Below are 22,467 nucleotides of genomic sequence, written 5' to 3'. Positions count from 1 at the left end.
GGTTAAACCCTCCGCTTCACTTAAAACAAAGATGAACGCAGTAGCTTCACATCTCCATCATATCCTTGTGTACCTTGTGTTTCTTATTCCTTGTTACTTTGTGGTTAAAAAACTTTTAACAAGGTTTCCTGCTTACTTTTGCCGCTTTTAGGCGCATTATGACAAAAACGTACGACTACATTATTGTATTGAAAAAAAAGTCTTTTGAGTTGGTTGACAATATCAGCAAGCTAATGCTGCTAATGTCGGTAGCTGCTTTTTTATTTGATGCTTATGCCACGCTTACCTTTAAAAATACCAAGCTGTCTGAAAGCAGTGCATGGCTATTATTGTGCCTGTCTGCTGCCATCATTGGCTGGTGGGTGTTCTGCTACCTGCAACAAAAAAGGGGGGTTGCACCTTATTACCGCTTTGCACTCATGTTTGCGGCCTGGGGCTGGATTACCATACCAAGTGGGTTAGGCATTGCTCTTGTGTACCTAGCAGCCTGTTTTTTAGAAAAACCCGTGAAAGTGCCACCAGAAGTAGCGTTTGACAGCGAAGAAATCGTATTCAACAGTTTCCCTCAAAAAAGGTATAACTGGTCAGTCGTATCGAACGTGGTTTTAAAAGACGGGCTGGTAAGCATCGACTTAAAAAACAATAAACTTATCCAAAAAGCAGTTGACGAAGCCGTGCCCACAGAAATAGAAGCGGAATTCAATAGCTTTTGCAAGGAAAGGATACAATAGTCATAAGTCGTAAGTTGTAAGTCATAAGTTATAAGTTATAAGTCATAAGTAAAAAATTGTTTATTAGGGTAGCTTAATTCCTAATTCTTAATTCCTAATTCCTAATTATGTCTCCTTTTTTATTATATTCAGATGGCAACGGCAATATCTTTGAAGATACCACTTTGTATGCAGTTGGCCGTGCAGGCTGGGATGCCTACCCCGTAGAACCAGAGGTTTGGATAGAACTGCCCACAGGTGGCAATTTGTACGAATTGCCCGGCAGGCGTGGCATAGGTATAGACGTGGAAACGGGCGACATGCGCCTTTGCGAGAAAGGCTGGGCTGTGGCCGCTTTTATACCCCCAGCACATACAGGCTTGTTTATTGCCGCCTACGAAACCATGCCCGATGCCCCTACGCTGCCATTGTTTTGCTACACAGCCGCTGGCTGGCTAGATGATAAATTTTATGTAACCGCCGTGCGCATTGAGTCTGACATCCGGCAGGAAGCAGCAGGTTACGATGAAGCACTCATAGAAAACGGCACCAACCACTTGATGGCTGCCTACCCGCACAATAGGCTGGTAAAGCACTTGATGGAAAACTGCTGCCAAACCTATACCTGCCCTGCCGCCCGCAACCTTTCCCTCGGCAGGTGGGAATGCCCCGTGCCTACCTCCCCCGCATGTAATGCTAACTGCATTGGCTGTATTTCTTTCCAGCCTGCAGAGGAAACCATTGTTTCCACGCAAGACAGGCTTACGTTCAAGCCCACGGCAGAAGAAATAGTAGAGTTTACCGTGCCGCATTTAATGAATGCCCCCTACCCTATCATTAGCTTTGGGCAGGGCTGCGAAGGCGAGCCTTTGCTGATGTGGGAAACCATAAGGGAAGCCATCATTGAAATAAGGAAGCACACACCAAACGGCAGCATCAATATCAATACCAACGGCTCCAAACCCAATGCCGTAAGGGCATTGTGCGAAGTGGGTTTGAATAGCATTAGGGTAAGCACCAACTCTGCACGCAAGCATATTTACACGCCTTATTACCGCCCTAACAACTACCAGTTTGAGGATATTGTGGAAAGCCTGAAAGTGGTGCGCAGCTTTGGAGGCTGGGCAAGTATTAATTATTTTGTTTTCCCGGGCATGACAGACTGCGAGGAAGAATACGAGGCATTGCGGAAACTAATACAGGACACAGATTTGAACATGATACAGTGGCGCAATTTTAATATAGACCCAGACTGGTACCTTGGCCAAATAGGCGTAACGGACATGGGCGAAATAATGGGCGTAAAACAATTCCAGGATTTGATAAAGGAGGAATTCCCTAATGTAAAATATGGTTACTTCAACCCACCAATAGAAAGGATAAAAGGGGATTACGAATTGGATTTTGCGCACCTTTAACCCCTAGGGACAAACGAAAACCCCTAGCTCCTAAAGGGGGATTATTGAAGCGGATGTCAGGGTGAGCCACTCTATGCAGGTAGCATTTAAAATATTTAAATCAATTGAACATAACCCAACCTAAGCGGTATTCTGCCAATACAATGGGCATTTTGCTGGCGATACTGGCGGCAATAATATGGTCGGGCAATTTCATTATTGCCCGTGGCATATCTTCTAAAATGCCGCCTGTAAGCTTGGCATTTTACCGCTGGTTTTTTGCCACTTTGTTTATTGCGCCTTTTGCATGGCCTTCTTTTAAAGCAGAAAAAGCCATTGTGCTGCAACACAAAGCCTACTTTTTCTGTATAGCTTTAACAGGCTTTACATTCTACAATGTGTTCCTCTATGTAGCGGGGCATTACACTTCGGCCATTAACCTTGCATTGATTGGCACTACCTCTGCGCCCATTTTTGCAGTGGCCATTGGCGCATTGTTTTTTAATGAAAAAATAAGTGCGGGCAAGTTGTTGGGCATGGTCATTTGCTTTTTAGGGGTGTTGTTGCTGCTCTCCAAAGGAAGCTGGCAAGTATTGCTTCATTTTCATTTTTCCTCCGGCGATTTGTTTGCCATGCTAGGGGCGTTTTCCTTTTCCATTTATAACAATTTGGCCAAGCACAAACCAACAGGCATTTCCAATATCAATTTTTTGTTCGTGGGTTTTGTACTTGGGGTTTGTATGCTGGTACCCATGTTTATTGTTGAAGCATTGCTAACCACCCAGTCTACTATTTGGACGCAAAGCGTTGTTGGCTCTATCGCCTATTTAAGCATTGGGTGCTCCTTTGGGGCTTACTTGTTCTGGAACAAATCTATCTTGCTTATTGGCCCAAGCCGCACCGTTTTGTTTGGCAACTTGATACCCATTTTCAGCACCATAGAAGCGGTATTTTTATTGCATGAGCAATTTATGCTTATACAATTAATTAGTGGGCTGGTGGTGATTATTGGCTTGGCGATAGCAAATTTTTCAAGAAAGGGATAAGATGCAGGTATTTCTTTGCCACAAAGACACTAAGTCTCGAAGGTGTCTATATAGTAAGCCAGTTTATAACTGGTATTCGCTTTGTTCTCTTGCTGGCGCAAGCGTGCCGCTTGTGCCATTCGAATTGTTCTATTCGTCAGCAGTATTTAGACATAATTCTTCCATCTATACCAAAAAAGGCCGCATTCTCACGAAGCGGCCTTTTTCAATATATCTAAACTAACCATTTAATCACTCGTCTTCATCAAAAGTCATCAACTCACGGGTGGCGGCCAACAAGTCGTATTCTTCCTTGCTGCCTACAATGATGTTGTCGAACTCACGCATACCTGTACCGGCTGGTATGAGGTGACCGGTGATTACGTTTTCTTTCAGGCCTAGCATAAAGTCTGCCTTGCCTTGGATGGCGGCGGTGCTAAGTACCTTGGTTGTTTCCTGGAACGATGCGGCTGAAATCCAGCTTTGCACGCCTAGAGATGCCTTAGTGATACCTAGCAACACTGGTTGAGCCGTGGCGGGCCTTGCATCGCGTATTTCAACCAGTTTCTTGTCTGCCCTGCGGAGGATAGAGTTTTCTTCCCTCAATTCACGCACCGTGATAATTTGGCCAGCCCTGAATCTTGTGCTTTCGCCCGGTATAGTTACTACCTTCTTATCAAAAATACGGTCGTTTTCATCTATAAAGTCGAATTTATCTTCTAAATCCTCCTCTAAGAATTTGGTATCGCCAGCTTCAACAATTTCTACTTTCTTCATCATTTGGCGTACAATCACTTCAACGTGCTTGTCGTTGATTTTTACACCTTGCAAACGATATACTTCCTGTATTTCATTTACAACGTATTCCTGTACGGCAAACGGGCCTTTAATGCTCAATATATCAGCCGGGGCAATTTGCCCGTCAGACAATGGCGCACCTGCTTTTACGAAATCGGCATCTTGTACCAAGATTTGACGAGACAATGGCACCAAGTATTTCTTGATAACACCATCCTTGCTTTCTACAGAAATTTCACGGTTACCGCGCTTGATGTTACCAAACGTTACCACGCCATCAATTTCGCAAACAGTAGCTGGGTTACCAGGGTTCCTTGCTTCAAACAACTCGGTTACCCTTGGAAGACCACCCGTGATATCACGAAGCTTACCAAGTACACGAGGTATTTTTACCAATATCTGCCCTGCTTTTACTTCCTCCCCTTCTTCTATCGCAATGTGGCTACCAACAGGTAAGTTATAGTGCTTAGAATCTTTTCCATCAACAATGATAGTAGGGATTTTGGTTTTATCTTTTGTTTCTATTACCACTTTTTCTCGGTGGCCAGTTTGCTCGTCACTTTCCTCACGGAAGGTAATACCATCCAATACCGCATCGAACCTGATAGTACCCGCTTGTTCTGCAACGATTACGTTGTTGAACGGATCCCAAGTACAAATCACTTCGCCCTTGGTAATCTGGTGGCCATCTTTTACTTGTAGTGTAGAACCATAAGGAACGTTGTTGGTAATCAACAAACGGTCGTTTTTCACGTCCATTATCCTTACCTCACCCGTACGGCCTATTACTACTTGTACTTTATTGCCTTCGTTGTTAAGGGCAGTTACTGTACGCAAGCCATCAAATTGGATAGTACCATCAAACTTAGCGTTCAATGAACTTTCAATAGATGCACTACCAGCCACACCACCCACGTGGAAAGTACGGAGGGTAAGCTGTGTACCCGGTTCACCGATGGATTGTGCAGCAATAATACCTACTGCATCACCACGCTGAGCCAAATAACCTGTTGCCAAGTTTTTACCATAGCACCTTACGCAAACACCTCTTTTTGCTTCGCAAGTCAATACAGAACGTATTTCTACAGTTTCTATACCAGCTTCTTCTATTGCTACTGCTGTGTCGTGGCTTATTTCTACGCCTGCAACACAAATAACTTCATTTGAAATTGGATCCAATACATCGTGCAATGAAGTACGGCCTTCAATCCTATCGGAAATTGGCTCGATGATGTCCTCATTGTCTTTCAAAGCAGTGATGGCAATACCACGAAGTGTACCACAATCTTCTTCTGCAATTACTACGTCTTGAGCTACATCCACCAAACGACGGGTCAAGTAACCTGCATCTGCTGTTTTCAAAGCCGTATCCGCCAAACCTTTTCTCGCACCGTGGGTAGAGATAAAATAGTCCAATACATTCAGGCCACTTTTAAAGTTTGACAAGATAGGGTTTTCAATTACCTCGCTGCCGCTGCTGCCGCTTTTACGAGGCTTGGCCATCAACCCCCGGATACCTACCAACTGTTTTACTTGTGTTTTGCTACCACGGGCACCACTGTCAAGCATCATGTAAACAGAGTTGAAGCCTTGCTTGTCGGTTGCCATTTCCCTGATAAGGGTTTCGGTAATGCGCATATCCACACGACCCCAAATATCAATAACCTGATTGTAACGCTCGTTATTGGTAATCAAGCCCATGTTGTAGCTTTCCCAAACCTCTTCTACTTCTACTTTGGCGTTTTCCAATAATTGGAATTTCATTTCAGGAACAATCAGGTCATTAACACTGAAGCTCAAACCACCACGGAAGGCCATGCGGAAACCGAGTGTTTTAATCTCGTCCAAGAACTGGGCTGTTTTAGGTACATTGGTAATCTTGATGATGTTACCAATAATTTCCCTCAAGCTCTTTTTAGTCAACAGTTGGTTTACATAACCTACTTCCGCAGGTACAAACTGGTTGAACAAAACCCTACCTAAAGTTGTGTCTACTATTTTACGCACCAAAACGCCTTTTTCACGAACGTTTGTCCTTACTTTAATGTTTGCGTGCAAATCAACTACGCCTTCATTGTAAGCAATGATTGCTTCTTCAATGCTGTAGAAGGTCATGCCGCCGCCTTTGATAGGCTCTTCTGGCGTTGATACTTTACCCTTGGTAATGTAATACAAGCCGAGTACCATGTCCTGTGAAGGAAGGGTGATAGGCGTTCCATTCTGCGGGTTAAGGATATTGTGGGAAGACAACATTAATAGCTGTGCTTCCAAAATAGCAGCATTGCTCAAAGGAACGTGAACCGCCATTTGGTCACCATCGAAATCCGCATTGAAAGATGCAGTAACCAATGGGTGCAATTGGATTGCCTTACCTTCTACCAACTTAGGTTGGAAAGATTGGATAGACAAACGGTGCAATGTAGGGGCTCTATTCAATAAGATAGGATGACCTTTCAATATATTTTCAAGAATATCCCAGATAACATTTTCTTTCCTGTCTACTAATTTCTTGGCAGACTTTACGGTTTTTACAATGCCCCTTTCTATCAGTTTCCTAATAACGAATGGTTTGAAAAGCTCGGCAGCCATATCTTTTGGCAACCCACACTCGTGCATTTTCAGTTCTGGCCCTACCACAATTACAGAACGACCTGAGTAATCAACACGTTTACCCAACAAATTCTGACGGAAACGACCTTGCTTGCCTTTCAGCACATCGCTTAATGATTTCAAGGCACGCCCGCCTTCTGCTTTTACAGCATTAGACTTACGGCTGTTATCAAACAAGCTATCGATAGCCTCTTGCAACATACGTTTTTCATTACGCAAGATTACTTCGGGGGCTTTAATTTCCAACAAACGCTTCAAACGGTTATTACGGATAATAACACGGCGGTATAAATCGTTCAAATCAGATGATGCAAAACGGCCACCATCCAAAGGCACCAATGGGCGCAATTCTGGAGGTATAACCGGGATGTATTGCATTACCATCCACTCAGGTCGATTGGCAATACGGTCGGCACTGTCACGGAAACCTTCCACAACGCTCAAACGCTTCAAGGCATCTGCTTTACGTTGTTGAGATGTTTCGTTGGCTGCTGCATTACGCAACGAGAAGCTAAGCTCGTCTAGGTCTAACCTTTCCAATAAGCCTTGCACCGCTTCTGCCCCCATTTTAGAAATAAATTTCTGTGGGTCTTCGTCAGGCAAAAACTGGTTGTCTTTTGGTAGAGTATCTAATATATCTAAATATTCTTCTTCAGTAAGCAAGTCGCCCGGGGACAAACTTTCTTTTACGCCACCTTGCAATACCACGTATCTTTCGTAGTAAACAATGCTTTCCAATTTCTTAGAACTCATGCCTAGCAGGTAGCCAATTTTATTTGGAAGGCTTTTAAAATACCAGATATGCACCACAGGCACTACCAGCTTGATATGCCCCAAACGCTCACGGCGCACTTTTTTCTCCGTAACCTCCACGCCGCAACGGTCGCAAACAATACCCTTGTACCGGATACGCTTGTATTTGCCGCACGCACATTCGTAGTCCTTTACTGGGCCAAAAATACGCTCACAAAAAAGCCCATCACGCTCAGGCTTATACGTCCTGTAGTTGATGGTTTCTGGTTTCAATACCTCGCCAAAGCTTCTTTCTAAGATGCTGTCGGGAGATGCCAGGCTAATGGTGATTTGAGAAAAAGTTGATTTGGGACGATTGTCTCTTTTAATAGCCATATCTAAAATTGCAATTTTTTTGCTGAATATATTTTGGGCAATAGCACAAACGCACACTACTCCCAAAAATGATTAGGTCGGCAAAGGTACGGGATGAAACTTGAAAATAAAAAGTAAAATTTTGTTAGGATTAAAATATTTCGTATTGGGGACATGGAATTACAGTTTTAGTCGGTATAATTGGAATTATGCAACAAAAAACAACGTGTGCATAAAAGTTTTTAGCTTTTTTAGTAAAAATTCACCCTAGCCCAACCCTGCTACCATCCAGCCCCACTTATCCAGAAAGGTAGAGACAAACTCTTGCACGGGAAAGGGGGCAAGCAGGGAGAGGGTAAAACGAGGACATTTATACAATTTTTATACTATTACTTTTGCTTTGGGTTTTATTAAAATAGTTTCAGTTTTGCCAATTTTAGGCCTTTTATGCCGTTTCTGATTTTTTTTAAAAATCCTCGCAATTTTTGTAAAGGATTGATTATCAATAATATTAGCGAATTTTTAGCAGAAAAAACGTGTTATTTTATGATAATTTACTATCATTTATTAATTATTTATTGATAAGAAACTGATAGTAAACTAATCATTTTATGATTATAAAGTGATAATTTATTGATAAGGAATTATAATACCCAAATTTTTAGAAACTACTATTTTAATATTAGTAAAAAAAGACCTACGATTCTGATGCTTTGGCACTAGCTTTGTAAATGCTTTGTATCAAGTGCATTTATACAACAAAGATAAGGTTTTTATAAATTAGGGCACTTTTCAGTACAAATTAAAAAAGGCAGCCCAAGCGAAAAACTTTTATGCACCAAACAACTAATACATCATTTTTTTACTAATATTGCTTATACATTTATCAAAATAACTCACCAAGATGAAGAAAAATTTATTACTAGCTGCTTTTTGCTTTTTTGTATTCACTTTTGCCAAGGCACAGTTCTATTATGGGGCTGCAAATGCCTCGGTTAGTATAGGCACTTATACCGATTTAGGTAGCAAGCTACTTTTAGATTGTCCTTATATACAATAGATGGCAGGTTGGTAAAAACGGCACAACAAGGCACTCAACAACCAAGGGCGCACCAAGCAGTTTTACACATAAATGACCTCGGGTTGGTAGTTGGCAAATACATATACAGCTCACTGCAAAAGATAACAATGGGCAAACAACTGGTTATCTAAGGTAATGGAGGTTGTAAAATAGCATTTGTTGCTTGTTATATTGTGCAGGTTGTAGAGATTATGCATTGAGTGGCAATTGAAACTCCTAGCAGTCGATGTCTCATCGGCCGCAATATTATTTAATAAATTCGTAATAATTGGTAGGCCGCCAAACATTGCGAAAATAACTTACCCCAAATCAATATTTCATTAAGCAACTAGCCTTCCTCCTGTTTTCTTTGCTCATCGCATGTACTCATTGTTTTGCGCAAGATGCAGAAACAAATATCAATGCCCCTTATGGCAGTGCAGTGGTTTGCAAAGGGAAAACGGTTGTTGTGAATTGTTTTGTTTCGGAGCCAACTACGCCTTGGCAGAAAGAAGAGAAAGATTTGGTTATAGCCAAAGAAACGGCTGGCTTGGCATGGCTAAAAGCACAAGCCGTAAATTGGCGCCAGCCTGTGCCTTCATTCCAGCAGGTAAACTTAGGCTTGGAGAAAGATATTGAAGTGCCAAAAATTCAAAGCGGCACTACTATCCGCGAGATAAAAAAAATAAAAACCTTATGGGCATCATATGCATTGCATTCTACAGGGATAGGCAATATTTACCAATGGTATGATTCTTTAAAAACGCAATACGGGGCTGACAACTTAGTGGTGCTTGTTTTTGCTAATAAACAAGGGCGCAGCTACGCCCAGCCAGCCTCCAAGTCCACACCGCTAGGTTCAGAATGGTTTGTGGAAGGGGCTGTTTTATACAAGAAGATTTCTGAAACGCAGCTAACGCCCGGCAGTGCCATTATCCATGAAATGCTGCATCTTTTTGGGGCATGGGACATGTATCATGATGGGGAAAACGTGATGCGCAGCGGCGAAATGGAACGAAAAGCAAACGGAGCATTTGGAAATAGCGTTATGCTGAACCCCCGTGGGGAGCTTTCAAAATTGAATTGTATAGACCAGCTTACTAGTTGGTGTATTGGTTGGACAACCACCTACTGGTCTTGGTACGAAATGTTCAGGAATAGCCCTGAGCACCAAGTTTGGGAAGAAATACCAATTGGGGGGAACTAGCTTTATTGCCCAAAAGAAACTTCGAGTGGCTATTTCTATAAATTTGGCATTGCCGAAACGTTAAGTAACCGAATATAAAAAATTCCTAAATATGGGGGGCAAGGAGCGACATTAAAATCCTCCCCCTACATCTCATTATCATAAAAAATCTTATAAAACTTCCTTCCTTTTTCATCAACGCCCTGTTCTATTAATTCCGTATTGCCGTGGATATAGATATGGAAATTTTTATCCAGTTTTAAAACGCTTTTAAAAACCCTTGCCTGTTTTTTTACGGCTGTGTTGGAGATAGCGAATGAGTCTGGTACAACGGTATCAAATTCTTCTTCGTAGTTGCTTTTGTAGGTTTTGAAAGATTCTATGGCTTGGGTATTGTCTATTACTTCACGGGCAAATTCGTCCAAATCAAATTCATCCTTCTCCTTAAAATATTTCATGGAGCGGTTCAGCAAATCTATCTGGTCGGTTTTGGAAACGGCAAATTCGCTTTCCATTTGCTGGGTTACAAAGTTTTTATAAATACCTAGGGTGTTTTTGGTTTGACTAAAATTATCGTTGCGCACTTTCAACCGTAAAAATTCATCTACCCAATACAAAGCCTCGGTGCTTTTATTGGTTTGGTCTATCACCGCTATTTTAAAACCTTCTTCCTTGTTCGTGTTGAAAATGATACAGCCCTTGTCCAGCTTTTTAATATTGATAGCTTCCTGCTCGTAACTAACTTGGAAATTAGATTGCTGCGGATATACTTTCAGGTAAGTTTCTTTTGTTTCCGATTTAAACAAACCAATGGCATCCAACAATTCGCCATCAATTTGCAATTGTTTAAAATAGCCCACATACAACTCTCCCGATTTTATTTTGGGATGGGACGATACTTCGTACAAATGTTTGGCAATTTGTATGCTTGTTTCGTGGAAACTTGTGGGATCATCAAAAACTGTTGTTGCAAAATGATACATTTCATTCAGTTCCAAATTATCTGAAGAATGATAAAACTGGTAGGTTTCCACACTTTTTTCAAAAGGGTTCAGGAAAAACTGCTTCAAGAATTGGTTTACCAATTCATCGTCCAGCGTTACTTCTGCATTGGAAAAATGGCAGGGTTCACTTTGGGCTTGGTTGCCAATTTTATGGATAGAAATTTTATCAAGGCTTGCTTCAACATACGTAATCATACCTGCAAAGAAAGGCAGGGAATGGATTAAAGTGCAAAAGTTTTTGGGGATTTACTTTAACCACAAGGAGCACAAGGAATTTACACAAAGGGCACAAAGATTTTAAGTAAATTTTTAAAACTTAGTTAAACCAAAATAAACGTTGCTCTTTAGAACACAAAGACATGCGGCACTCTCCTATTATTAAGGTTTCAGAAATACTTTGTGTACTACAAACGCCTATTTCCTTTGTGTACTTTGTGTTTACTATTCCTTGTGTCCCTTGTGGTTAAGGCCCTTACAACAAACATTTCTCGAAAATCCATTGAATATTGCTATTTTGCCCTTAATTAGTATTTCAACGATTTTAATAAGGATAATATGAAAAATTTGCTGCTTGTTGTAGCCATAGGTCTTGCCAGTTCCGTTACCGCGCAAAACAAAATGACACCCGAATTGCTCTGGAAATTGGGCAGGGTTGGTGGCATGGGCATTACAAAAGACAAAAAGAAAATTGTATTCGCCGTTACCAAGCCCGATATAGATGCCAATAGCAGCAGGACTAAATATTTTACCATCCCAATTGAAGGGGGCAAACCCACAGAAGTAGAAGAAGCAGATACATTGTTGCCCAACGATAAAGTTTCACCAGATGGGCAATATATGTTGACCAGTGAGGATACGTTGGTAAAAAAAGTAAACGCTACAGATTTGTACCCAGATTTGCCAAAGGCAAATGCCTATGTTTATACGTCGCTCAATTACCGCCATTGGGATACTTGGGAAGATGGAAAGTTTAGCCATGTTTTTTTGGCCAACCATGTAAACGGCCGCCCGGCAGATTTGAAAGACATTATGCCCAACGAACCTTTTGACTGCCCACAAAAACCTTCCGGCGGTGGCGAAGATTTTATTTGGAACCCCGATAGCAAACATGTTTTATACGTAACCAAAAAATCTTTCGGGACAAATTATGCGGTAAGCACCAATACCGATTTGTACGAGTATGATATTTCCACAGGCAAAACAAAAAACTTGACGGAAAGCAACAAAGGCTACGATATTGCTCCAGCCTATAACAGCAAAGGTGAGTTAGCCTGGCTGCAAATGAAAAGGGATGGCTATGAGAGTGACAAGCAAGATTTAGTGGTTTCAAACGGCACTACTTCTATGAACCTCACCAGAAGCAGGGATGAAATTCATGTGGAAGGTTTTAAATGGGCAGACGATGGAAAAACAATTTTCTTTTGGGCACCTATCAATGGAACGATACAATTATTTTCTGTAGTATATCCGGGCCTTACTAAAATGTTGCCCGTAATCAGGCAGATAACCAAAGGCGACTTTGACATTACAGGCGTGGTAGGGCAAAGCGGCGACACATTAGTAGTAAGTCGCACAGATATGAACCATGCTGCCGAATTATACACTTTAAACATAGCCACAGGGGCCATGAAACAATTGACCCATATAAACGATGGCACCTATAAAACACTCGGCCTCTGCAAAACAGAACGCAAGTTTGTAACCACAACCGACCATAAAAAAATGTTGGTTTGGGTAATTTACCCACCAGGCTTTGATTCTAGTAAAAAATATCCTACACTCTTGTATTGCCAAGGTGGCCCGCAAGTAGCGTTGACACAATTTTATTCTTTCCGTTGGAACATGCAATTGATGGCTTCGCAAGGATATATTATTGTAGCACCATGTCGCCGTGGCATGCCAGGTTTTGGCACCAAATGGAACGAAGAAGTAAGCAAGGATTGGGGCGGGCAAGTAATGCGTGACTATTTAAGCGCCATAGATGCGGTGAGCAAAGAAAAATTTGTAGACACTAACCGTCGTGGTTGCGTGGGGGCAAGTTTTGGCGGCTTCTCCGTGTTTGCCTTGGAAGGATTGCATCAGGGCCGTTTTAAAACATTTATCGCACACGATGGCATCTTCGATTTTAGGAGCATGTACGGCACTACCGATGAATTGTTTTTTGAAAACTGGGAAAAAGGTGGTGCTTATTGGGAGAAAAATAACCCTGTAGCCCAACGCTCTTTCAGCCAAAGCCCCAGCAATTTTGTAGAAAAATGGAACACGCCTATCATGATTGTGCAAGGCGGTAAAGATTTCCGTGTATCTATAGAACAAGGTCAGCAAGCTTTTCAAGCTGCACAGCTAAAAGGCATCAAAAGCAAATTCCTGTACCTGCCGGAAGAAAACCATTGGGTACTAAGTGCCCAAAACGCACAAGTTTGGCAAAGGGAGTTTTACAAATGGTTAGAGGAAACAATGCCAGCGATTGGGGAGAAGTAATATAACTAAAAATACTTATTATTTCTAGTTTAACAAGAAGTTGAAGGATTAAACTTTAGAAAGGATGAAAGTTAGGAAATTAGTAAAGAGCATACTTTGGTCATTTGTAATGATTTTTGCTTTTATGAACTTGATTGCTTTTTTTCACGCTTATAAGTTTACCCATTACACAGATGAAAAAGTGATTAAAACAAAAGTTGAAAGACTTTCGACTATCAAAAAAATACAAACATTACTTTTTGGTATTGATAACCCAAGACCCGTAAATGGCATATTGCCTAAAGAGGCATTCAATACGTTTAATTTACAAAGTAATAAGGTTATTGAATGCTGGCATATACAAACCGAAAATTCAAAAGGAACTATTATTTTATTTCATGGTTATGGTGGGAATAAGTCTTCATTGATTGGGAAATCTAATGAATTTATCAAACAAGGCTATAGTACGCTGCTAGTAGATTTTATGGGCAGTGGTGGCTCAGAAGGCAATCAAACTACCATAGGATTTAAGGAAGCCGAAGAAGTGAAAACTTGTTTTGACTATTTGAAAAAAACAGGCGAAAATAATATTTATTTATTTGGCACTTCACTAGGGGCAGTAGCCATTATGAAATCAATTAATGATTATTCAATAAAGCCAAAAGGTATTATTATCGAATGCCCTTTTGGTTCAATGTATCAAACAACTTGTGCTAGATTTAGGACAATGAGGGTGCCTATTTTCCCTATGGCGGGGCTTTTAGTTTTTTGGGGAGGCATTCAAAATGGCTTTTGGGCTTTTGGACATAACCCTATTAATTATGCCAATAAAATAACATGTCCAACCCTTTTGCTTTATGGGGAGCAAGATGACAAAGTAAGCAGAGCGGAAATTGAAAATATCTACTCAAATTTACTAGGTAAAAAAATACTTAAAACATATCCACTTGCTGGACATGAAGATTATCTAATTAAGTATAAGCAAGATTGGATAGAAGATGTCTCAGCCTTTTTAAATCAGTGAACCATCTATTCTTATTTTTTCGCTGGGCGGGATGTTAGTGAAGCGCATCCTGCGTGAGCAATAAGCAGGATTTTTAATCTTTTCCCCACATGCTGCTACAACAAACACATTTTTAACCTATACACAAAAAGCCGTTCGCTATGCACCAATGGCTTTTTTAAACATAATGATGTATACTAGATTTATGGAAATAAGCTCAATTAATACACCCTATATATTTAGACCAACAATAAGAGGCATTATCATTTTAATTGCTGGTATATTATTATTTGGAACGCTATCTTATTCTTTATATACAACACGAAAAGAAATAACTGGTGTAGCTAGTTTTATAATTTTCTATAGTATTGAATTGTTTTTTATTCTTTGTTTTGCTATGTGCAACTTTTATGTTTTCAAAATAAAAACTATAATACTTGACAAAGATGGTTTACAAATCAAGTACCCACTTTTAATGTCCAAAATTGAAATTCCTTTTACCAAAATAAATAAAATCAATGCATCACCACAAATTATAAAAACCTCTACAAGAAGTGGGATAATAACAGTCTATGAAGGAACAAGAATCCTTTTGCAATTAGACAACAACAATGAAATAGACATAGATTCATATCAAACCCAAGATTTTGATATACTTTGTGATATGTTAAAAAAATATAAAATTGCTATCTAGGCACTAGGGCTTCTCCACATATAAAATAAACTTCTCCAAAAAATACTCCTCTTGGAATATATCATGGATAGGTTGTAGCCTTGGCCGGGTGGGGCTATCCGCAATTTCTTGGTGCAGGTCGCCGCCTTTCAGGCAGATAAGACCATTGGGTATAGTGGCGGAACTACCCTTCCGTAGTAAGGGTGCAGACCATTGCCACAATTCTTTTAATGGCGCGACTGCTCGGCTTACAGCAAAATGGAACTTTCGGCTTTTAATTTCCTCGGCACGGGTGTGCTGAGTGGTTATGTTTTTAATGCCTGCACCTTCGGCAACAGCTTCTACCACTTTTAGTTTTTTGCCAATGCTATCTACCAAATGGAATTTCACTTCGGGAAAAAAGATAGCCAATGGCACGCCGGGGAAGCCGCCGCCGCAGCCAATATCTATTACTTCCATGCCTGGCTGAAAGCCAGCAATGGTAGCTATGCTAAGGCTATGCAACACATGGTGCGTGTAAATATGGTCAATATCCTTGCGGGAAACAACATTTATTTTCTCGTTCCATTCCTTGTACAAGCCCTCCAATGCCTCTAGCTGTGCAATTTGTATAGGCGTGAAATCTGCAAAATATTTGTATAAAATATCCATCCGAGGGAATTATGAATTATGAGTTATGAATTGTCAATTGTCAACTATCAATTAGTTCCACGTCCTTTTGGGCTTTCTCCATAGCGAAGGCACGGCTACGATGTAATAAAAGAACATCCATATATCGAACAATATAAAAAACGGGAACAAGTCAAACTCATTCAGCTTTTTCATGCCGCCATAATAAACAAAAGCCTGTACTAACCAACGAAATGCTAATACAACCAATGCCATCCACCAAGAAAAGAAAATAGCAGATAAAAAAGCAAGTGGGTACAACAACCCAAAACTAACAGAATACAAACCTAGCCAAAGCTTATGCTTGGGCTGGTAATACTTGGTAGTGGTATAATGGCGGTACTTTTGTTTCAACCAGTCGCTCCAAGTAGCTTTTGCTTCGCTAAGCGTATGCGAGGCAGGGTCTATTAAAATGGCAGTATTGCTTTTGGTTGCTACCCTATTAATAAACAAATCATCGTCACCGCTGGGTATCATATTAATAGACGAAAAACCTTTGTTCCGCATGAACACGTCCCTTTTATAACTTAGGTTTCTGCCCACGCCCATATAGGGTATCCCCGCTAGGGCATAAGAAAAATATTGCATGGCAGAATGAAAGGTCTCGAAACGGATAATTTTGTTTAGGACGCCCTCTTTTTTATGGTATGCCCCATAGCCCAAAACAATTTCTATCCCATCTCTATAAGCATCTTGGAATTGTTTTACCCAATGCTCGGAAGCAGGCACACAATCAGCATCGGTCAGCAATAGCACTTCATGCTTGGCCGTTTTAATGCCCATTGACAAAGGGAACTTCTTACCAATTATCATCTTGGCCTCTTGCTTTAATTGCAAATGCTGCAAGGTGTCAAAAGCCTTCATAAATTCTTCGATAATATACTTGCTCTGGTCGGTAGAATTGTCATTCACCACAATAATCTCGTGCTTGTCAGGGTATTCCTGCACCAATATGCCTGGCAGGTTGTTTACCAAATTATCTGCTTCGTCCCTTGCACAGATAATGACTGATACTGGCTCCTTGTGGTTATTTGAAGGTGGTGGTGCTTGGTAAACTGCCAGCCGCCTGAACAAAAAAACATAGTAAAATACTTGGATAGCAGCAACCAAGCAAAAAATGACAAAACCGATGAGACCAATCTGATGAAAATCTAACTGCATCCTACAAAAGTAGTGTTTATAACAAAAGCTGGGGGCTTTGGTGGGTAAGTTGTATATTTTTTGCAGCTATATAATATGGTTTACACTACATGCCGTTCCTGCTAAGCACCCTGTTTTACGATACAAACTGCAACTTTTGCACAATAAGAAATTATTCTTTTATGATGGCGTCTTTTATCCCCAAAGACAGGCATAACCAGCCCGCTATAAAAAAAACACCGCCGATGGGTGTTAAAAACACCACGCCATCCAACGCATTAATATTATAAATTGTTTTGTAAGTAAGCGCATAAAGAGAGCCACTAAAGAACCCTATACCCAGCATAAACAAAATGCCAGAGGCGCTAATTAACTTATTGGGATAGGTTTTGTACAGCAGCGCAGCCAATGCCAAAGCAAACACATGGTAAAACTGATAGCGTACACCTGTTTCAAAAATGGCAACTGTTTGCTCAGTGGCAATTTGCTTTAGCCCATGCGCTGCAAAAGCCCCTAGCATTACTGACAAAGCCCCGAGGAAAGCAGCCGTTTTAATATAACCTTTGTGCATCGTGAATTATTTTGAATGTTGAATTTTAAATTTTGAGTTGGGGCTTCTTTATTTTGAATTTGCTTGCGCAAAACAAAAGAAATTTTACCACAAGGTTCACAAAGGATTTACACAAAGAACACTAGGTGAAATACGCAAAATATAGGTATTACGTTGCTCTGCCCCCAACTCCCTAAAGGGGGCAAATAAGCACAAGGCTATGCGGAAACTCAGCGGTTTTTCGAGATTGTGCAAATTCATTGTAGCTTAATATGCCTATTGTTTTTGTGTACCTTGTGTTTCCTTTCCCTTGTGTGCCTTGTGGTTAAATAAACAGCTTCAAGAAATCTTTTTCCTTCATAGACGAGTATTCTATTATATGCGTGGCTGTTTCGTAAAATGGCCTACGTTCTGCCAATTTATTTTCTAAAAAGGCATACAGTTCGTCATCGCTTAGGTCTTTTATGAGCGGGCGGTGCGCTTTTTCTGCTTTTAGCCTGTTTACAAGCACTGCCACAGGCTCATTTAGCCAAACAGTAATACCGTTTTGGTTCATCCATTTCATGTTATCATGGAAACAAGGCGTGCCGCCGCCAGTTGCCGCTACAAAAACCTTCTTCTCGGCAAACCAGCGGAGTATCTCTGCTTCTTTTTGGCGGAAATAAGGCTCGCCATCCTCTTCAAAAATCTCGGCAATTGTTTTTTCTTCCGCCAGCTCTATTAGGTTGTCAAGGTCGTAGTGGCTGGTCTTTAATTTCTTAGCCAACAGCTTGGCGCAATAACTTTTGCCGCTGCCCATCATGCCTATTAGGAATATCCTCATGAATCTTATTGTAATTAATTGTTTAACCGCAAAGGCGGCAAAGTTATGCTATGCAAAAAGGAAAAATTTAACCACAAGGCACACAAAGAATTTACACAAAGTACACAAGGTGAAAATACCCAATATTTATTTATTACGTTACACTGCCCCCAACCCCCGCCCCCTCATCCCCCTAAAGGGGGCAGCGAAAAGAGGGGCAAAAAGAAACAAGGCTATGCGGAAACCCCGCCATATATTAATATATTAGAGATTGCGCATACTTCTTGTGCCTTTTTTTTATGTCTATCGCCTTGTGTACCTTGTGTTTCCTATTCCTTGTGTCCTTTGTGGTAAAAAACTCTTTGCCTCCTTCCTTATTGCCTCTTTGCCTCCTCACACCACATTAACTTCCCTTTCCAGTACCACGCCAAATTTCTTTTCTACCGATGCGATGATTTCTTGCGATAATGCAATAATCTCCTCCCCCTTTGCCCCGCCATAGTTTACCAGTACCAAAGCTTGTTTTTCGTGGCAGCCTGCATCCCCTTTTCTATACCCTTTCCAGCCGCATTGCTCTATCAGCCAGCCAGCAGCCAATTTATAATACATTTCATCTACCTGATACGACACCAATTTGGGAAATTCTTCTACTATAACATGCCTTCGAAATTTAGAAACCGTGGGATTTTTAAAAAAACTGCCCGCATTGCCTATTTGTTTAGGGTCTGGCAATTTACTGCTGCGGATATTGATAACTGCTTGTGAAATATTTTTGATAGAAACATCCTGCACCTTCATATTTTCCAATTCCTCCTTTATTGCCCCGTAACTAATATTTAAGACAGGCTTTTTCGGTAGGCGGAAAGTAACGCTTACTATAATATATTGCCCCTTTAGTTCTTGTTTAAAAATACTTTCCCTATAGCCGAAAGAGCAATCATCTTTCCCAAAAATATCTATTGCATGGTGCTGTATATGGTATGCCTCTAATTGGTAAAACACATCTTTTATTTCAACGCCATAAGCCCCGATGTTTTGTATGGGGCTTGCACCCACATTACCTGGTATCAGGCTTAGGTTTTCAAGGCCAGCATAATTATTTTCCACGCAATACATCACCAAGTCGTGCCATACTTCCCCTGCTGCCGCTTTTATATAATAATAGTCTGCATCTTCTTTTATTAATTCAATACCCTTTAATTCATTTTTTAAAACTAGGCCTGCCACATTTTTGGTGAATAGAATATTGCTGCCGCCGCCCAACACTAAAAGGGGGGCTTGCATCCCGCCAACGGACAAGTTGTTGCGGTATTCCAATAGGGTTCCCAGCTCCTCCACACGGCTAAAACTAGCAAAGTATTGGGCAGTGGCATCAATGCCAAATGTATTATATGGTTTTAAAGAAGTATTTTGCTGCATTTGCATGAGGCAAAATAACGCAATATGAAGAAACAAACAGCAGTAATAGTTGGCGCCACTGGGTTGATAGGCAGCAGGTTGATGGAAAAATTGTTGAGCGATGCTGCTTTTGATGTGGTGAGGGTATTGGTAAGAAGGCCGCTTGCCAGCCAAAACCCCAAATTAGAAGTGCAGGTAGTAGACTTTAACAATCTAGAAGACTTTGCCCTGAAACTGGGCAAAGGCGATTGCCTTTTTTGCTGTATTGGCACCACCCAGAAAAAAATGAAAGGCGATAAAGTAGCTTATAGAAAGATAGATTTTGACATTCCCGTACATGCTGCACAACTGGCAAAAGCAGCGGGCTTTACACAATACCTATTGGTATCTTCCGTGGGTGCAGATGCAAAGGCAAAAGGGTTTTACCTGAAATTAAAAGGCGAAGTGGAAGAAGCCATTACAACCATTGGGTTCGGGAGCTTTCATGTATTCAGACCTTCGTTTTTATTAGGCGTAAGAAATGAAGTAAGATTGGTAGAAGGGATTGGGAAATTTGTTTTCAAGGCTGTATCGGCTCTACTAATAGGCAATTGGCGAAAATACAAAGCCATTGATGCCAATGATGTTGCGGGCGCAATGGTTGCTGCTGCAAAAAAAGGAGAGCAGGGAGTAAAGGTTTATTATTATGATGAGATGATGGGGGTTTACTAAGATGTTTTATCTAGCCCCTCATATATCCCATTTAATTTTGCCCCTATTACTTCATAACTAAACAACCCAACTGCTTTTTCAGCAATGGCTTTTCTTTTGTATTTATTTTCAACTGCCATTTGCAACATAGCCTTGGTACAGGCTGCTTCATCAGCAGGTTCTATTAAAATGCCATTTGCATCGTTTACAATCTCGGCAATGCCCCCTACCATTGTGGCTATTACAGGCAGGCCGCAACATTGCGCCTCGGCAATAACGCAGGGCATGTTCTCGTAAAAACTAAACAGTACCAATGCCTGGCTTTGCCGCAATAAACTGGCCACGTCTGATTGGTTTACAATGCCTGTAAACACCACAAAATGTTGAATGCCCAATTCCTTTATATAAGCTATCAATGCTGGCAAGGGATTGCCAATCATGCGGAGGCGGAGGGCTTTGTTTTGTTGAATCGCCGCTGCAAAAGCCCTTAGCAGCCCTTTGGGATTTTTTTGCTCGGTGAGCATAGACACATGGGCAAACCAAAACAAGCCCTCGGCTTCATAAGGCTGGTAACAAAATAACCGAGTATCTACCACATTAAACAGTACAGTGTATGATGTTGGCAGCACCAATTTATTTACAGCTTCGCCTAGATTTTTGCTCACGGGCAAAAAAACATCTGCTTGGCGGAACACTTGCCGCGTTACATATTTAAACCAAAGGCTACGTGTGGCATATTTGTCTGGGGCATTATCGTTGTAAATGCTCCAATGCTCCGTTACCAGCATGGGCAGTTTTAATTTTCTTTTTAACCAAAGGCCAATGCTGCCCGCCTTCACTGGCACATGCACATGTACCATGGCTGGCTGCTGCTGCAAAAGACACCTTTTTACTGCTTTTGTAAAAAATCGGTTATAGTTGTATTGGTCTATGATTTTATTTAGCGGAGCGATGGCATCCGATTGCCGAAGGTAAATAATCGTTTCTGTAAAAAAGTCCTGATCTACATTTTCTACAACGCACAATTGCTGCTGCCAGGTTGCAGGCACCAATTGCAGGTGAATAACATGCAGCCTACAAAAAGGTGCAACAGCCATGGCGTGGCGTTGAATAAAATCCCCATTGTATTGGTCGTACCTGTTTGGGTACCAACTCGCCAGCCATAATACTTGTAGCATCTAAAACCCTTATTATTCAAATGAAAAACGGACTGCACGAATTAAAACCAATTCGGGGTGGTTTCCAAAAAAACTGTGGTTTTGCAATATAAAATACAACATCTGCCGTAGCAACAAAATTATTGCTATTGAAATTGCAATAATTATTTTGCAATAAAATAAATTATGACAATTTTTTTATTACAAATTTGTCATAATATTTTAGTAATAAATAAAATTATTACAAAAGAATTATTACAAATGAAACAAGGATTTAGAAATGAAATTTCATTTTGTTTTATGTATTATCCTAGCTATGCCTTTCCAGTTCTTGTATCAATTCTTGCCTTGGTCATTCTTTCCCTTAATCCTCCTTCATTAATAAATGCCTGTTCCAGCGATTTCATTTGTTGTGCCAAAAGGTAGGTAGTTACTTTTATTAGGCAAATCATCACGTTGGAACATATTTCCGGATCAGTATTTTCTATTGCTCGTTTAAAAGTTTAGTAATTGGCATTGGGTGTTTTGTTTAATTCGCTGAATCGTAAAGAATGGCGGTTGTCCCTTTCCCATTTATTTAATTTATTGGTCCTTAAAAAATCTTCATAGTCAATTAGTAGTTCCTCCAAGCTGGCACGGGCAACATTGGTTAGTTTTATTTCTGTTTCTTTTACGTGGCAGATGCCATGCTGGCTTCCGCAATATTTTGTTTGCCCGAGCGGGTTGCCTGCACCATTTGGCCGATAGTCGTGTCGTATTTTTGGAAAAAGTGGTTTGTAAAATAAACGGTGCCGTCGTAAATAATCTCCGACTTTTGGAAAGTTAGTAAATTGCGATAGCCACCGTGCGGAGGGATAAAACCTTTGTTGTTGTTGCTGCTGTCGTTTTCCATGGGTATTTTTTTAGTTTGTATTCTTTTGGGGACTTTTGGGACACCAGCGACAAAGGTCATCCAAGTCCTAAATGTCCCCAAAAAGCTCATGCAAAATAATACAATCTTTTATTTCTTTTAAGGCAGATTTTCAGTT

General features: G+C 40.8%; 19 protein-coding genes. 9 read left to right on the top strand and 10 right to left on the bottom strand.

Annotated features, from left to right (window positions below; all coding sequences use genetic code 11):
* Positions 1-158 precede the first annotated feature (158 nt).
* The 3 genes from ACHFIY_RS08235 (at position 159) to ACHFIY_RS08225 (ending at position 3,153) form a co-directional block, all read left to right on the top strand.
* Complete coding sequence (locus ACHFIY_RS08235) at positions 159-731, top strand: hypothetical protein (protein ID WP_410845600.1); 573 nt, start codon at positions 159-161, stop codon at positions 729-731.
* Between the two features lie 107 nt (positions 732-838).
* On the top strand, positions 839-2,128 hold the full coding sequence (locus ACHFIY_RS08230) for a radical SAM family protein (protein ID WP_410845599.1): 1,290 nt from the start codon (positions 839-841) through the stop codon (positions 2,126-2,128).
* Positions 2,129-2,232: 104 nt separating this feature from the next.
* Complete coding sequence (locus ACHFIY_RS08225) at positions 2,233-3,153, top strand: DMT family transporter (RefSeq protein ID WP_410845598.1); 921 nt, start codon at positions 2,233-2,235, stop codon at positions 3,151-3,153.
* 231 nt (positions 3,154-3,384) lie between these two features.
* On the opposite strand, the gene rpoC is transcribed toward ACHFIY_RS08225, so the two are convergent.
* Positions 3,385-7,668: a DNA-directed RNA polymerase subunit beta' gene (rpoC, locus tag ACHFIY_RS08220; RefSeq protein WP_410845597.1), complete on the bottom strand. Its 4,284-nt coding sequence runs from the start codon at positions 7,666-7,668 to the stop codon at positions 3,385-3,387.
* A gap of 883 nt (positions 7,669-8,551) precedes the next feature.
* On the opposite strand from rpoC, the gene ACHFIY_RS08215 reads away from it, so the two are divergent.
* Both ACHFIY_RS08215 and ACHFIY_RS08210 read left to right on the top strand, forming a co-directional pair.
* On the top strand, positions 8,552-8,707 hold the full coding sequence (locus ACHFIY_RS08215) for a hypothetical protein (protein ID WP_410845596.1): 156 nt from the start codon (positions 8,552-8,554) through the stop codon (positions 8,705-8,707).
* A gap of 370 nt (positions 8,708-9,077) precedes the next feature.
* A complete protein-coding gene (locus tag ACHFIY_RS08210) occupies positions 9,078-9,914 on the top strand; it encodes a hypothetical protein (RefSeq protein WP_410845595.1) in 837 nt (278 codons plus the stop codon).
* A 125-nt stretch (positions 9,915-10,039) separates the two neighbouring features.
* Here ACHFIY_RS08210 and ACHFIY_RS08205 read toward each other — a convergent pair whose 3' ends face one another.
* The gene (locus tag ACHFIY_RS08205; RefSeq protein WP_410845594.1) at positions 10,040-11,092 is read right to left on the bottom strand and encodes a nucleoid-associated protein; all 1,053 of its coding nucleotides are present in this window, start codon (positions 11,090-11,092) and stop codon (positions 10,040-10,042) included.
* 360 nt (positions 11,093-11,452) lie between these two features.
* On the opposite strand from ACHFIY_RS08205, the gene ACHFIY_RS08200 reads away from it, so the two are divergent.
* The 3 genes from ACHFIY_RS08200 to ACHFIY_RS08190 all read left to right on the top strand — a co-directional run bounded on the left by ACHFIY_RS08200 (position 11,453) and on the right by ACHFIY_RS08190 (position 15,054).
* Positions 11,453-13,378 (top strand): S9 family peptidase, encoded by a 1,926-nt coding sequence (locus ACHFIY_RS08200; RefSeq protein WP_410845593.1) that lies wholly within the window; start codon positions 11,453-11,455, stop codon positions 13,376-13,378.
* A gap of 64 nt (positions 13,379-13,442) precedes the next feature.
* Positions 13,443-14,381 carry an alpha/beta hydrolase gene (locus ACHFIY_RS08195; protein ID WP_410845592.1) on the top strand — a complete coding sequence of 313 codons (939 nt, stop codon included), beginning with the start codon at positions 13,443-13,445 and terminating at the stop codon, positions 14,379-14,381.
* 184 nt (positions 14,382-14,565) lie between these two features.
* Positions 14,566-15,054 carry a hypothetical protein gene (locus ACHFIY_RS08190; protein WP_410845591.1) on the top strand — a complete coding sequence of 163 codons (489 nt, stop codon included), beginning with the start codon at positions 14,566-14,568 and terminating at the stop codon, positions 15,052-15,054.
* 3 nt (positions 15,055-15,057) lie between these two features.
* Here the strand turns inward: ACHFIY_RS08190 and rsmG are convergent, their stop codons facing one another.
* The 5 genes from rsmG to murB form a co-directional block, all read right to left on the bottom strand.
* Positions 15,058-15,684, bottom strand: a complete 627-nt coding sequence (rsmG, locus tag ACHFIY_RS08185) for a 16S rRNA (guanine(527)-N(7))-methyltransferase RsmG (protein ID WP_410845590.1) — start codon at positions 15,682-15,684, stop codon at positions 15,058-15,060.
* Between the two features lie 51 nt (positions 15,685-15,735).
* Complete coding sequence (locus ACHFIY_RS08180; protein WP_410845589.1) at positions 15,736-16,863, bottom strand: glycosyltransferase; 1,128 nt, start codon at positions 16,861-16,863, stop codon at positions 15,736-15,738.
* 151 nt (positions 16,864-17,014) lie between these two features.
* Complete coding sequence (locus tag ACHFIY_RS08175) at positions 17,015-17,413, bottom strand: DUF423 domain-containing protein (protein ID WP_410845588.1); 399 nt, start codon at positions 17,411-17,413, stop codon at positions 17,015-17,017.
* 304 nt (positions 17,414-17,717) lie between these two features.
* Complete coding sequence (locus ACHFIY_RS08170; RefSeq protein ID WP_410845587.1) at positions 17,718-18,215, bottom strand: shikimate kinase; 498 nt, start codon at positions 18,213-18,215, stop codon at positions 17,718-17,720.
* A 372-nt stretch (positions 18,216-18,587) separates the two neighbouring features.
* Positions 18,588-19,613: a UDP-N-acetylmuramate dehydrogenase gene (murB, locus tag ACHFIY_RS08165; RefSeq protein WP_410845586.1), complete on the bottom strand. Its 1,026-nt coding sequence runs from the start codon at positions 19,611-19,613 to the stop codon at positions 18,588-18,590.
* 24 nt (positions 19,614-19,637) lie between these two features.
* Between murB and ACHFIY_RS08160 the strand changes: the two genes are divergently transcribed.
* The gene (locus ACHFIY_RS08160) at positions 19,638-20,303 is read left to right on the top strand and encodes an NAD(P)H-binding protein (protein WP_410845585.1); all 666 of its coding nucleotides are present in this window, start codon (positions 19,638-19,640) and stop codon (positions 20,301-20,303) included.
* On the opposite strand, the gene ACHFIY_RS08155 is transcribed toward ACHFIY_RS08160, so the two are convergent.
* The 3 genes from ACHFIY_RS08155 to ACHFIY_RS08145 form a co-directional block, all read right to left on the bottom strand.
* On the bottom strand, positions 20,300-21,460 hold the full coding sequence (locus ACHFIY_RS08155) for a glycosyltransferase (RefSeq protein WP_410845584.1): 1,161 nt from the start codon (positions 21,458-21,460) through the stop codon (positions 20,300-20,302). The two genes, ACHFIY_RS08160 and ACHFIY_RS08155, sit on opposite strands and share 4 nt — an antisense overlap.
* A 293-nt stretch (positions 21,461-21,753) precedes the next feature.
* Positions 21,754-21,891, bottom strand: a complete 138-nt coding sequence (locus ACHFIY_RS08150; RefSeq protein ID WP_410845661.1) for a four helix bundle suffix domain-containing protein — start codon at positions 21,889-21,891, stop codon at positions 21,754-21,756.
* A 218-nt stretch (positions 21,892-22,109) separates the two neighbouring features.
* Positions 22,110-22,331 carry a hypothetical protein gene (locus ACHFIY_RS08145; RefSeq protein ID WP_410845583.1) on the bottom strand — a complete coding sequence of 74 codons (222 nt, stop codon included), beginning with the start codon at positions 22,329-22,331 and terminating at the stop codon, positions 22,110-22,112.
* Between the last annotated feature and the right edge of the window lie 136 nt (positions 22,332-22,467).

The organism is Parasediminibacterium schistidii, from assembly GCF_046546515.1.
Lineage (GTDB): Bacteria > Bacteroidota > Bacteroidia > Chitinophagales > Chitinophagaceae > Parasediminibacterium.
This window is presented reverse-complemented; position numbering and strand designations above follow the sequence as displayed.